The organism is Meridianimarinicoccus zhengii (genome assembly GCF_003254465.1).
Classification (GTDB): Bacteria; Pseudomonadota; Alphaproteobacteria; order Rhodobacterales; family Rhodobacteraceae; genus Meridianimarinicoccus; species Meridianimarinicoccus zhengii.
Window position 1 is genome coordinate 12260 of sequence record NZ_QDFI01000035.1, and the last position, 12599, is coordinate 24858.

Below are 12599 nucleotides of genomic sequence, written 5' to 3' on the forward strand. Positions count from 1 at the left end.
AGTTGATGGGAAATCCATTGCCTTCCGCCTTCGGTGCAGCGGATCAGGCCGCAGCCCCTGCCCTGGTGGCAGGCTCCGCCGCAGATCGCGCGCGGGTCGGATTTGACATAACACCCGCCCAGCACGGGGGGGGGCACCCCCCGTCGCGATATCACATGCCCCCCGCTCCGACCCCATTCAAGGTTTCGGGGGGCTTCGCATGATCGGCGCGAACCGGATCACATCGGCATCGGGTCGGGGGGCACTCCGGGCTGCACCCGAACGGGGTCTGGGGGGAAGCGTCCCTGCCCGGCCGGAAACCGCGCCAGAGGCGCTGGCGGCGATGGACGCGATTGCCACGCTAGACCTGCCCGACGCGGGCGACAAGCTGGATCTTGCAGCCCCGACATTTCCCGGCCCGATCGCCGAGGCCTATTACTGGTCGAACGCCGACGTGATCGGCATCTGCGGGCCCGTCGGGTCGGGCAAGACCACCACCAAGAACAAGCGCAAGCTGCGCCGCGCGATGGAGATGCCCCGGTCGGTGATCGACGGCGTGCGCCGCTACAAGTGCGTCTACATCCGGGAGACTTACCGGCAGCTCTGGTCCACCACGATCCCCAGCTACCTGGAGACTTTCCCCAAGTCGCTGGGCACCTGGTCGGGCGGACGCGGCGACCCGGTGACCCATGTGATCCACTTCGAGGACGCGCACGGCCCGATCGAGTTCACCGCCGAGTTCATGGCCTTTGGCGACGATCCCATCGCGTCCATGCGCGGCATGCAGGCCACCGACATCGACCTGAACGAAGCGGACACGATGGTGGTGGAGATCCTGACCGTGGGGATCGGCCGGATCGACCGCTGGCCCGCGCGCCAGCACTTCGAAGGCTACCCGCCAGAGCTGCGATCCTATGGCGTCATCGACTGCGACTTCAACGCGCCGGACGAGGACAACTGGGTCTACAAGGTGTTCTACGACCGGGAGGAAAGCCGCCGGATGGCGCAGATGCTGTCCTCCGGCCTGCCCGAAGGCACGCGGCCCATCGAGATCGCGTTCTACAACCAGCCGGGCTACGGCGAGGACGGCTGCGAGAACCTGCAGAACCTGAGCCCGACCTATTACCCGCGCCAGATCGCCGCCATGCGGCTGGCCGGGCGCGGCGACATGATCGACCGGCTGGTCTACAACAAGCCGACTTACCTGCGCGCGGGCGAGCCGGTGTTCCGGCGGGAGTTCAACCGCCGCATCCACGTCGCGGACAAGACGATCGGCGTTGACCGCAGCGCGCCGTTGCGGCTGGGGTTGGACCAGGGCTTCAAGGGCGCGGCCGTGATCGGCCAGTTCCTGCCCCCGTTCCACTGGCACATCCTGGCCGAGCTGTTCTTCGCCGACGAACGGCTGATGGCGCGCGTGTTCGGCGCGCGGCTGGCCGACCTGCTGTCGCAGCCGCGTTTCGCCGGAGTGCGGATCGAAGGCGGCTGGGGCGACATGGCGGGTGAACACGGCGCGAGCCAGGCGGCGGACGAAAACGACACATGGAACCGCATCGTGGGCAAGGAAGCCGGGTTCACCGTGCGCCCCCAGCGGATCGGCACCAACCGCATCCAGCCGCGCCTAGAGGCCGTGCGCGCGCCGTTGGAATACCTGGACGGCGGACGGCCGGGCCTGCTGATCGACCCATCCTGCAAGTTCCTGATCCGGGGGTTCGAGGCCCGCTATGTCTGGTCCGATGCCCCCGACGCATCGGGCGGCAAGCGCAAGGTGCCCGACAAAAGCCTGCCCGAGGCGAACCCGATGGACGCGCTGCAGTACCTGCTGTTGTCCGAACATCGCGGCGACGGGCTGAGCCCCCAGACAACCCGATCCCGGCCCGGCATGGGCCATCCTGACCGCCCGGCCATGCCCGGCGCGCCGCGCGGTCTGTCGGCGGGACATGACGTCCTGAACCCCTACGGAGGCTAAACGATGAATTTCGGACAAGCACTTGAAGCACTGAAGACGGGCAAGCGCGTGGCCCGCGCGGGCTGGAATGGCAAGGGGATGTGGATCGCCCTTACTCCGGGCAGCGAATTCGCTACGGAGTATGCAAAGCCTGTTCATGCTGCTGCCCATGTGGCTGCTGAAGAGCCCAACGAGATGATCAGGCTTGGGGCGCACATCGACATGCGCGCGGCCGACGGCACATTGGTGATCGGATGGCTGGCCAGTCAGACCGACATGCTGGCCGACGACTGGGCCGTGGTGGAGGCCTGATCGCCATGCCCAGCACAGACAAGATGGTCCGTGCCGAAGTTCGGCGGCTTGCCCGGAAGGGCAAGCTGATCGACGAGGCGTTCAAGGTCTTCCAGCGCAGCGTCTATCCCGGCGCGCCGGCCGACCAGGTCGCGTGCATGCGTACCTGCTTCTTCGCAGGTGCCGCCGAAATCTGGGCGCTGATGAACGCAGGTGCAGACGAAGGCGACGACGTCACGGACGGCGACATGGAGTTCATGTCCTCGTGGGTGGCCGAGATCGAGCGGTTTCACCAGCGCACCATCGACACGATGAACGCCGCCACCCGGCAGCATTGAACCCCTACGGAGGCTGAAGATGAGCAAACGACACGACGACTGGCGGGACGCGGCGGCGCTGATCGATCAGCAGATCGATGGCGACCGTGATGCGCTGCTGCGCGTGCTGACCGACCGGTTCGGGCTGACCGTCACGCAACGCGGCAACGTCACACGCGCGCGGGGCCTTGGCATCACCGCCAATGCCACCAGCGGCGACCGCATGGCGCTGGTCAACTGGTCCAACGCCGCGCGGCGCAGGCTGATCCGGGAGGGTGTGTGATGAAGCACGAATGCCTCAAGAACGAACCCGACCGGACCGAGGGCGAAGGGCCGTTTGAAATTCGACCCGAGTGGCCAGGACAGGACGACGACGATGACGATTGGGAGGTGGCGCGCCCATCAACGCGTTACGGCAGATCGGTCGGCGTCTTTCCCGGCGCAATCTGTGTTTGTCCTGATCGCGCCCATGCAGAAGCCGTCCGTGATGCCTTGAACGCCTACGTGTCCCGGCATGTGGGGCAAGTCGCATGATCGACGTCCGCCCCTACGACGCCCCGGCGGCGCTGTCCGTGTTCGAGCGGCTGGACCGCTGGGACCTGTTCGAGGCCGGGGCCGTGCGCGGCGGGCGGACGCATTACCTGTCGCTGTTTGCGGACTGGCACGCGGTGCATGCGGCCAACCCGCTCGCATGGGTGCTGCATGTGCGGCAACCCCTTCGCTGGTTGCCCTTCGCCGTGGTGGGCATCGCCAATACCGGGCAGGCCGGCGTGGGCGGGGCGGCGTTCCTGTCCTGCAATCACGACCTCTTTGCACGCCCCATCGCCCAGGCGGCGGTCCTGATCCGCGACCGCATGCCCGTGGTGGCCCAGCAGCAGGGCATCGGGCGGATCGAGGCGCGCTGCCTTGCCGCCCACCCGACCGCATCGCGGTTCCTGACGTATCTCGGCTTCGCGCACGAGGCCGACATGCCCGGCTTCGGCGGGCGGGGCGCTGCCCATGTCTTTCGCCAGTTCGCCTGGACCCCGGATCAACCCGACCCCCAGCCCGCCCCCGACCTGAAGGAGACCTGAAATGTGTGTCGGACCTCTCGCCCCCAAGATGCCCAAGATGGGTGCCATTCCCAATCCGGTCGCCCCGATCATCGCCAGCACCGACGGTGCCGAGGCGAGCCGCGCCGCCAGCGCCGAAGCCGCCCTGCGTCGCCGCCGCGCCGGGGCCGCGGCCAACGTGCTGACCGGCCCGACCGGCATCCCCGCCGGGGGCAACACCACGCTGGGGAGTGCCGCCTGATGGCCGTGATGGAAAAGGACCCCCGCGCCGAGGAAGCCATCCGGCGCTGGGGCGAGTTGAAGACCGAGCGCGCGCGCTTCGAACAGGACTGGGAAGACATCGCCCGCCTGATCCGGCCCCAGCGCGGCGGGTTTTCGCTGTCGGACCACACCCAGCGGGTGCACGAAAAGCCGCTGTCCAGCGCGCCGATCCTGGCGCAGTCAACCTTCGCGGGGGAGCTTTACGGCACGATCACCAATCCGGCGAACCGCTGGATGGGGCTCAAGACCACCGACCCGGACGTGAACGACTGGCAGCCCATGCGCGAATGGCTGCACGGCACGGCGTCGCGCGTGCTGGCCAGTTTCCGGCCCGCCGTGTCGGGGTTCTACGACGCGTCCCTGCAGCTCTATTCCGACATCGCCGCGTTCGGGAACAGCGCCCAGTACGACGAGGCGCAGCCGGGCAAGCGCCAGATCCTCGACGTGACCCTGTCGCTGGCGGAGGTAGTCTGGGACATCGATGCGCATGGCAGCGTCGTGGAGGTGGTGCGCAAGTTCCACCTGACCCCGCGGGCGGCGGTGCGCATGTTCGACGGCAAGGGCGAGTTGCCCAAGCGGCTGCACGACATGGCCGAGAAGGGCAGCACCGACAAGATCACGTTCTACCAGCACGTCACGCCGAACGATAGCTGGCTGCCCGGAAAGCTGGGCGCGCGCGGCAAGGACTGGCTGTCGCGGTACGTGTGCGAGATCAACGCCACGCTGGTGCGCGAAAGCGGGTATGACGACATGCCGTTCTACGCCCCGCGCTGGGACGTGGAAAGCGGCCAGACCTATGGCACCGGACCAGGCTTCATCGCGCTGCCCAGTGCCCGCACCGTCCACCGCATGGACGAGGCGACAATCCGCGCGGCGCAGAACGCCGCCGACCCCACGAAACTGGCCCCGGACCGCGATATCTGGCCGCTGCACGGGCGCATCCGGCCCGGCGAGATCATCTATGGCGGTGTGAACACGCGCGGCGAGCCGATGATCCGGTCGCTGGACCAGCACGCCAACATCGGCCTGACGATCGAGGAAAAGCGCCAGAAGATCGAGGAGATCAAGGACGCGTTCCACTGGACGCTTCTCAGCCTGGCGGGCCGCACCGGGCTGAACGAGCTCGAGGTGATGGAAATCCAGGCGCAGCGGCAGCGGTTGTGGGCGCCGCACATGGGGCGGCTGCAGAAGGAATACCTGGCCAAGAAAATTGCCCGCCGCTTCGCCATCCTGTGGCGCGAAGGGCAGTTGCCGCCGCCGCCGGACGTGCCGCGCGACGTGGGGCTGCAGGTCGATTACCAGTCCGCCGCCGCCGCCGCCCAGAAGTCCAGCGAAGCCGCGTCGATGGTCCGCATCGTGGCCGACATCGCGCCGCTGGCGCAGGCCAAGCCGCGCCTGTTGGACCGGATCGACGCGGACGGGTACATCGAGGCGCTGGCCGAAGCGCGCGGCGTTCCCGCCGGGTTCCTGATGTCGCGGGAGGAGGCGGACCAGATCGCCAAGGCGCGCGCCGAACGCGAGGCGCAGGCCCAGCAGATGGACATGGCCGAACGCGGCGTCGGCATGATGCGCGACGCGGCGCAGGCCCTGCCCCAAGGCGGTGACGCATGACGTGGTGGCGCGACCAGTTGTCCAGCTATGGAACCATGTACGCGATCGGCGCAGCCGTGGGCGGCATCGTTTGGGTGTTCCGCACCGTGTTCCGAAACCAGCTGACCACCCAGTACCAGGCCGAACAGATCGCGGACCTGCGACAGGACGTGCGCGTCCTGCACGGGAAGGTCGACACCACCAACGAAAGGATCACCGCCCTGCTGGACCGGCTGGGTGGTCACAACGGCAAGCAGCCGCGCAGCGATTCCCAAAAATACGAGGAATGACATGACGGAGAAGATCAAGTTCGCGCGGATGGCCCGCAAGCTGAAGGCCGCGACGGCGGCGACGGTGGCCAGCGGCGTGGCCGTGGCATCGACCGACCAGCTGGCCGTCCTGTTTCTGACCCAGCTGCTGCTGGGCTTCGATGTCGGCAATGCGCAAGTCATCGCGCAGGGCATCTACCAGATCGCCATGGTCGCGCTGCCGCCGGTCGTCGGCCTGGCCGCCGGGTGGATCACGTCCGAACCCGTCGCATCGATCGACTGGGAGCGGACATGACCGCTGTCTGGGATCGCCTCGGCATCCTGCGCTTCGCGTTTCGCGGGCAGGATCGCGCGGCCGCCCAGGTCGCGCGGCGCTGGTCGGACATCGCGCGCAAGGATCCGCGCCTGCCCGCCGACGTGATCCGGCTGGGGGGCGTGCTGGCCATGCAGCCCCAGCGGATCGAAAACGGCGTGCCCGCGCCCGACCCGATCGACCCCGTGCGCCTGGCCTACGAGGCCGGGCGCCGCGACATGGCCGTCGAGCTGCTGTCGCTCATGCAGATTTCCTATTTCGAACTGTCCCAGATGATGGAGACCAACGATGTCGCTGACTGACCTTGCCCGCTTCGCGCCCTTCCGCAACACTGCCGATCCCGGCGCAGGCGGCGGCGCGGGCGATCCGCCTGCCGATCCGGGCACTGGCACGCCGCCCCCGGCTGACCCGTCCGTCGGCGATCCGCCCGCCGCCAAGTGGTGGGAGGGCGAAAAGCTGTCCGACACCCAGCGTCAGCACCTGACTGCCAAGGGCCTGACCGTGGAGGACCCGACCGAGGCCATCGCCCGGCTGACGGACATGCACCGCCATGCCGAACAGCGGCTGGGCGTGTCGGCCGACCAGCTCATGACCCGGCCCAAGGACGGGCAAGACGTGTCCGAATGGATGCGTGAGAACGCGAAGGTCTTCGGGCTGCCCGAGAACGCCGACGGGTATGACACGTCCGAGGCACTGAAGGGTCTGCCAAAGGACATCTCGCTCGACAAGGACCTCGAGGCGCAAGCCAAGCAGATCGCGTTCGAGACGGGCGTGCCGCCGGCGGCGCTGAACAGGTTCGTGGGGCTCTATGCCGAGCATGTCGGGAAGCTGGTCGCGGACGCGGACACGCAACTGGCCGCCGCCAACGCGGAGATGATGACCGCACTGCAGAACGATTGGGGCCGCGAAACCCCGGCCAAGCTCGCCCAGGCGCGGCAGGCGGCGCAGGTCATCGCCACCAAGGCGGGGCTGGACCAGAACGCGCTGCAGGACCTGTCCGGCGCGCTCAGCGAGAAAACCGGCAACGCCAACGCCATCAAGATGTTCGCGGCTCTGGGCGAGATGCTGGGCGACGACACGATGCTGGGGGCCGGTGCCGGTGCGCAGACCATGGGCACGACACCCGCCGAGGCGCGCGCGGAACTGGCCAGCATGCGCTCGCCCGAGGGCGCTTATTTCAAGGCCGTCCAGAGCGGCAACCGTGCCGAGATCGACCGGCTGAACGCCACGATCGAACGCCTGACCAAGATCGCGGCGGGAGGCTGACATGCGTATCGCGATAGCCATTTCGACCGTGACCGCTGGCGTGACCGCACCCGCAGCGGGTGGGAATACGCTCGCCGCGATCATCACCGATTTCACGCGCGACGAGAACATTTTCGACGTGCAGCAGACGGTGCCGCTGACTGGAACATGCGATGCTGAGGCGGATGGCCTTGTCATCGAAGCCCGCATGGTCGAAAGCGACGGCACGCCCATTCACGATTGGCAACCCGTGGCCACCGCGTCGGGCACGTCGTGGAGCGGTGCCTTCGATCCGACCGCAGAGAACGATGGCGCGTGGGGATATTTCGAGGCGCGGGTTGCGGCAAGTACGGTCACACCGGATCGCATGACGAAAAAGTCTGCCATCGGCAGAGGTATCGCCAACTTTGTTCAGTCGGATGGATTGCTCGGCACCTACATCACGACCGGCGCAGACGATCCCGATCCTGACATTCCGACCAGCGGCGCAGTGCAAATATACCTCGGAAGCGGGACACGCCGCACGATCACGAATGCAAGCCCCGGCTCGGTTGGCCTTTCGAACTTCGCCCGGGAATACCTGACGGCATACCCCGGCAAGTTCCTGGTGATCGCCAACCATCAGAAGGGCGCCACCAGCCAGATCCAGCTTGCAGAGGACGATCCGAACCGTCCGTGGTCGGCGGAAGAGACTGTTGCCAATGCGTTCAAGACGGACGGCGCGCTGCCAGGACACATTCCTTCGGCCTGGTGGCATGGCATTACAGGTTTGTCCGATGACGGGGCAAAGTTCCTGGCGCCGTTCTACACCGGCAGGACACTGGACGGCACGTCGGTCGCAAGCGCCATCGCCGGGGGCAGTTACACGATCAACGCCGCCGGTAGTGACCGCGCCATCAAGCACCACCTGCGAGAGCTGTACCCGGACAAGACGGTCTCGAAGTTCGTCTTCATCGACCACCAGGAAGAAACCGGCGGAACAGCCCCCGGCAACGGGAAGGCGCTGCGCCAAGGATCTCTGGCGCTCAATGACACTACCGACAAGCTGCGCCGGTCCATCGATGCGTTCGGTGACGCGCTTGCCGACGAATGTGTTGACGGCATTTGGGGTCTGCCGATGTTCAGCTACAAGCTCGACCCCGCCGACCTGATCCACCCTGTGGCGGGCGATGCCGGCATCAATCGCCTGGCAGCTCTCAGCGCCCGGACGCTTGGCGCCCTTTTCGGCTACGAACCGGCACCATCGATACCCGAGATCGACAACGTGACCTGGACGGGCAGCACGATCACGTTCAATTCGACCGAGGGGGCGCTGACAACGCCGCGCGAGATCGTCGGAGATCCAGCGTTGTCCGGGTCCCCGACGCGCGGAGTGGTCACTGGACTGCAACTCAACGGCTCGGCCATCAGCCACCGCACCAGTATCGACGGGTCTGGCAATGTCGTCATCACGATGCCATCCCACATCATCCTGGACGGCGATGACAAACTGTCCCTGGGCGGCGGCGGCAACGCGGGTGCCTGGACGGCGCAGGACGACATCGACTGCACCGCGCTCAGTCTGCCGGTCGTGCCGAGGCCGATTGCGGGATCGCTGGCGCCCTACCGCAACCTGCGCGGGCGAACGGTTCATCTCAGCACGCTGGCGCCAGCCACCCGGTATGCACCCGGTGATGGTACGTCCGGCGACATCATCGACGCCGCCGACGTGCCCGCGGCCAGCGCAATGACGTTCGATGCCGACTTGATCATCGACGAACTCGAACAGGGATCGGGGACATTGTTCGAACGCGGGGATGGCGGCTTCGAAGTCGGATACGGCACCCAGGATCGGCTGTTGTTACGGGTAAAGGACAGCGCGGGCACGGATCTTCTGCCCGGCGGCGACCTGCTGTTGTTTCCGTCGTTCTTCCAGAACGGCGAGCGCGTCCGGCTCACGGCAACCGTCCGGCTTACCGCGACAACCGGCGGCGACCTGAAGGTCTTCGTAGACGGGACCGAGGTGTATCATCAGGTCATCACAGGATCGCACTCGGGTTCACTGCTGAGCGGGGATACCGGCATGGGATCGCGCGGCAGCGGCTTCGGAAATCGCGGGGCGCGCAGGATAGCGCACTATCGCCTGGTGCACGATGTGTTCCTCGACGACGGCGACACGACAGGTGTTGTCTGGGACCTGTGGCGCACTGCGGCCGGCCTTGTCACAAACAGTGCAACACCACCGGTCTGATCATGCCCCGTACTTTCCGAACAACCCAGACCGTGGTCATTACCGAGTTCTCCGAACTGGAGATCCTCGATGCGCTTCGGGCGTTCTTCGACATCCCTCCGACCCTCAAGTTGTCGATCCGGGGCATGGTCAAGGGCCCCGGCGCGTGCTGCGACGCGACACCGGAGCGGGTCATTCACGTCGCTCACTACGAGGACGTGACTGCCGCGGAATCCGGCATACCCGACCAACCCGACAAGGAGCACACACATGAATGACCGCTTCGCCGCCCTGGTGCCGCTGCTGCTGAAGCACGAGGGCAGGTTCGTGAACGACCCGAAGGACCCGGGCGGGGCCACGAACATGGGGATCACCATCGGCACGCTGGCCCAATGGCGCGGCGGGTCCGTGACGCCCGACGACGTGCTGGCCCTGTCGCAGGACGAGGCGATGGAGATTTACCGCGCCTGGTACTGGACGCAGCCCGGCATCGGGCGGCTGCCCGTCGGCATCGATCGGGCGGTGTTCGACTTCGCGGTGCACTCCGGCGCGGGGCGCGCGATCATGGCCCTGCAGCGCGTGCTCGAGGTGGCCGACGATGGCCGGCTGGGGCAGATCAGTTACGCCGCCGCGGCCAAGGCCGACCCGATCAAGACCGTCGAACGATTGATCGCGGGGCGCAAGCTGTTCTTGTCGCGCCTGTCGATCTGGCCACGCTACCGCAACGGCTGGACCGCGCGCCTGATCGAATTGCAGGCCGCAGCCCTGCACGACATCGCGCACCCCCCGACACCGCCACGCGCCGCCCCCGCAGCCTGGTCCTTCGGGGCGTGGCTGAAATCCTTGTTCACCCCCACCCCCAGCACGGAGCACTGACATGCCCATCGACAAGTACAAGAACCTGGCCAACGTGCAGATGTTCGGCCGCCGCGCCGTCACGGTCACGCCTGCCGACGCGGACCTCGCCGAAGTGGCGCGGGCCGTCCAGGTCACCGGCGTGGGCGGCGGCACGCGGCTCGACATCATGCCGCCGGGACAGGACACATACGTGACCTATGACCCGGTCACGGTCGGTTTCATGCCGTCCCTGCAGGCGCTGCGGATCGGGCCCAGCACCACCGCGACCGTCGTCGCCATCTACGACTGAGCGGAGGGCAGCATGCGCAATCGCTATCGCAGCCACCCGGCCGAGCCGACCACATTCGGGCGCATCGGCACGATCTGGAACCCGGCCAGCCCGGACCTGCCCGAGGTGGCCAAGGCCGTCGCGGTCACGTCGATCGCCGATGGCACGCTGCTGAAGGTTCTGCCCGTCGGTAACGCCGAGGGCGACTGGATCACCTTCGATCCGGTGACGGTCGGCTACATGCCGCCGTTCCAGGTCAAGGAAATCAGCACCGACACGACCTGCGATGTGGTCATCGTTACCGGTTGATACCATGACTTGCGGTATCGTTGACATGTGCCCCGTGCGCGCCGCCGCCGGGGCACATTTCGTTTTTTCTTGACTTCGGTCGCGCGCGCGGGTTCTCGTATCCGCGATGGGCAACCCCTCACCGGGTCCGGATGACAGCAGCAAAGACTGCCGCGCAGGCCGCGATATAGCCAGGACGGGTCGGGCAACCGGCAACCCCTCCGAAATCTCACACCGATCGTCAGATTTTGCAGGAGGGACGTATGTCCATTGCAGTCCAATCCGAGGCGCATCATCAGCTGATGTATGCCCAGAACGTGCAGATGGTGGCGCAGCAGACGCGCCGCACCCTGCGCGAAGCCGTCACCGAGGCGCCCTGTTCGGGCGAGGCGCATTCCGTCGCCGACCTGGTCGGTGCCGTCGATGCGCTGGAAAGCGACGGGCGCGACCGGCGCAACATCGAGAACGTGCCCAAGAACAGCCGCCGCTGGGTGGTGTTCCCGACCGAAACGCAGAGCGGCCAGTACATCGACAAGGCCGAAAAGCTGCAGCGCGCCATGGACCCGACCTCGGTCTATGTCCGCACGCACACCGTGGCGGTGCAGCGCGGCATCGGCGACAAGATCCTCGGCGTCGAAAAGCAGCCGAACGGGACCTTCAAGGTCAGCGGCGGGGGCATCCTGGGCGCGGCAGCGGATGGCAAGAGCCCCGGTGCCAACAAGGTCGCGCTGCCCGCGGGCAACTTCGTCGCGGCTGGCGGTGCCGGTCTGACGCTCGCCAAGCTGAAGACGTCGAAGGAAAAGCTGGCGCTGCGCGAATTCGGGCTCGAGGACGATGATGACGAAATGTATTGCGCCATCAGCCCCAAGCAGGTCACCGACCTGTTGGACATCGCCGATGGCGACGGATCGTCCCTGAACGCGTTTCAGCAGATCCAGCTCATGAACGGCAAGCCGACGCCGCTGCTGGGCTACAAGTGGATCGTGACGAACCGCCTGCCCGTCAACACCGCAGGTGCGCGGCTCTGCCCCGTCTGGTCGAAGCGCAACATCATCGCCGGGGTCTGGCAGGACGTCGAAGGGCGGATGTGGAACGACACCTCCGCCAAGAACACGCCCTATGCCCATGTCGGTGCCTTCATCGACTGCGTGCGCGTCGAAGACGGCGGCGTCGAAGTCATCGAGTGCGTCGAGTGATCGTGACGGCCGCCCGCGTGGCGGCCGCTTCCATCCCGTTCTGAAAGGACCAAGACCATGGCCGTCGAACATCTTCAAAGCGCGCTCTACCGCGATCCGCAGAGCGGCGCGCCCCTTCTGGACCCGATGCTGAAAGCCGGGCGCCTGATCCTGGCCACCGGTGCCGTGACCCACGCGTCGGATGCCAGCAATCTGTCCAGCTATCGCCTGTGCAGCCTGCCGTCGGACTGCATCCTGCACCCGCTGACCTATTTCGATGTGACCGATTACGGCTTCGCGGCCGTGCGGATCGGCACGCAGGACGACGTCGATGCGCTGGTCAGCCAGCTCCAGTCCGCCGCGGACATCATCCAGCCCATCGCCAACGGCGACGCCAACAGCCAGCTGCGCCTGTGGGAAGTGCTGGGCCTGGCCGCGAACCCCGGCGGGGTGATCGACCTCTATGCGCACGCGATCGCCAACGCCACCGGCGCAGGCAAGATCGAGTTCCAGGTCGCGTACATCTACAACTGACCGGC

Annotated in this window: 19 protein-coding genes; all 19 read left to right on the top strand. The window is 66.8% G+C overall.

What is annotated here, in order from left to right; all coding sequences use genetic code 11:
- The first annotated feature begins 199 nt into the window (after window positions 1-199).
- On the top strand, window positions 200-1945 hold the full coding sequence (locus DDE13_RS12400) for a hypothetical protein (protein ID WP_162630983.1): 1746 nt from the start codon (window positions 200-202) through the stop codon (window positions 1943-1945).
- Window positions 1946-1948: 3 nt separating this feature from the next.
- Window positions 1949-2236, top strand: coding sequence for a DUF2829 domain-containing protein (locus DDE13_RS12405; RefSeq protein WP_111404607.1), 288 nt, complete (start codon window positions 1949-1951; stop codon window positions 2234-2236).
- A 5-nt stretch (window positions 2237-2241) separates the two neighbouring features.
- Window positions 2242-2553, top strand: coding sequence for a hypothetical protein (locus DDE13_RS12410; protein ID WP_111404608.1), 312 nt, complete (start codon window positions 2242-2244; stop codon window positions 2551-2553).
- 19 nt (window positions 2554-2572) lie between these two features.
- Window positions 2573-2815 (top strand): hypothetical protein, encoded by a 243-nt coding sequence (locus tag DDE13_RS12415; RefSeq protein WP_111404609.1) that lies wholly within the window; start codon window positions 2573-2575, stop codon window positions 2813-2815.
- Window positions 2815-3066 (top strand): hypothetical protein, encoded by a 252-nt coding sequence (locus DDE13_RS22880; RefSeq protein WP_162630984.1) that lies wholly within the window; start codon window positions 2815-2817, stop codon window positions 3064-3066. Before DDE13_RS12415 ends, DDE13_RS22880 begins: the two co-directional genes overlap by 1 nt.
- Entirely contained in the window at window positions 3063-3605 is a 543-nt protein-coding gene (locus DDE13_RS12420) for a hypothetical protein (protein WP_111404610.1), read from the top strand. The genes DDE13_RS22880 and DDE13_RS12420 overlap by 4 nt, the downstream gene beginning before the upstream one ends.
- Window position 3606: 1 nt before the next feature.
- Complete coding sequence (locus tag DDE13_RS12425; RefSeq protein ID WP_111404611.1) at window positions 3607-3825, top strand: hypothetical protein; 219 nt, start codon at window positions 3607-3609, stop codon at window positions 3823-3825.
- Window positions 3825-5456: a portal protein gene (locus DDE13_RS12430; protein ID WP_111404612.1), complete on the top strand. Its 1632-nt coding sequence runs from the start codon at window positions 3825-3827 to the stop codon at window positions 5454-5456. The genes DDE13_RS12425 and DDE13_RS12430 overlap by 1 nt, the downstream gene beginning before the upstream one ends.
- A complete protein-coding gene (locus DDE13_RS12435; protein WP_111404613.1) occupies window positions 5453-5725 on the top strand; it encodes a hypothetical protein in 273 nt (90 codons plus the stop codon). Before DDE13_RS12430 ends, DDE13_RS12435 begins: the two co-directional genes overlap by 4 nt.
- A gap of 1 nt (window position 5726) precedes the next feature.
- Complete coding sequence (locus DDE13_RS12440; protein ID WP_111404614.1) at window positions 5727-5999, top strand: hypothetical protein; 273 nt, start codon at window positions 5727-5729, stop codon at window positions 5997-5999.
- On the top strand, window positions 5996-6319 hold the full coding sequence (locus DDE13_RS12445; RefSeq protein ID WP_111404615.1) for a hypothetical protein: 324 nt from the start codon (window positions 5996-5998) through the stop codon (window positions 6317-6319). Before DDE13_RS12440 ends, DDE13_RS12445 begins: the two co-directional genes overlap by 4 nt.
- A complete protein-coding gene (locus DDE13_RS12450; protein WP_162630985.1) occupies window positions 6306-7283 on the top strand; it encodes a hypothetical protein in 978 nt (325 codons plus the stop codon). The genes DDE13_RS12445 and DDE13_RS12450 overlap by 14 nt, the downstream gene beginning before the upstream one ends.
- 1 nt (window position 7284) lies before the next feature.
- Window positions 7285-9492, top strand: coding sequence for a hypothetical protein (locus DDE13_RS12455; RefSeq protein ID WP_111404617.1), 2208 nt, complete (start codon window positions 7285-7287; stop codon window positions 9490-9492).
- Between the two features lie 2 nt (window positions 9493-9494).
- Window positions 9495-9749, top strand: a complete 255-nt coding sequence (locus DDE13_RS12460) for a hypothetical protein (protein ID WP_111404618.1) — start codon at window positions 9495-9497, stop codon at window positions 9747-9749.
- On the top strand, window positions 9742-10347 hold the full coding sequence (locus DDE13_RS12465; protein ID WP_111404619.1) for a glycoside hydrolase family 108 protein: 606 nt from the start codon (window positions 9742-9744) through the stop codon (window positions 10345-10347). Before DDE13_RS12460 ends, DDE13_RS12465 begins: the two co-directional genes overlap by 8 nt.
- A 1-nt stretch (window position 10348) precedes the next feature.
- Window positions 10349-10618, top strand: a complete 270-nt coding sequence (locus DDE13_RS12470; protein ID WP_111404620.1) for a hypothetical protein — start codon at window positions 10349-10351, stop codon at window positions 10616-10618.
- A gap of 12 nt (window positions 10619-10630) precedes the next feature.
- Window positions 10631-10906: a hypothetical protein gene (locus DDE13_RS12475; RefSeq protein ID WP_111404621.1), complete on the top strand. Its 276-nt coding sequence runs from the start codon at window positions 10631-10633 to the stop codon at window positions 10904-10906.
- Between the two features lie 242 nt (window positions 10907-11148).
- A complete protein-coding gene (locus DDE13_RS12480) occupies window positions 11149-12081 on the top strand; it encodes a phage capsid protein (RefSeq protein ID WP_111404622.1) in 933 nt (310 codons plus the stop codon).
- 57 nt (window positions 12082-12138) lie between these two features.
- The gene (locus tag DDE13_RS12485) at window positions 12139-12594 is read left to right on the top strand and encodes a hypothetical protein (RefSeq protein WP_111404623.1); all 456 of its coding nucleotides are present in this window, start codon (window positions 12139-12141) and stop codon (window positions 12592-12594) included.
- The last annotated feature ends 5 nt before the right edge of the window (window positions 12595-12599 follow it).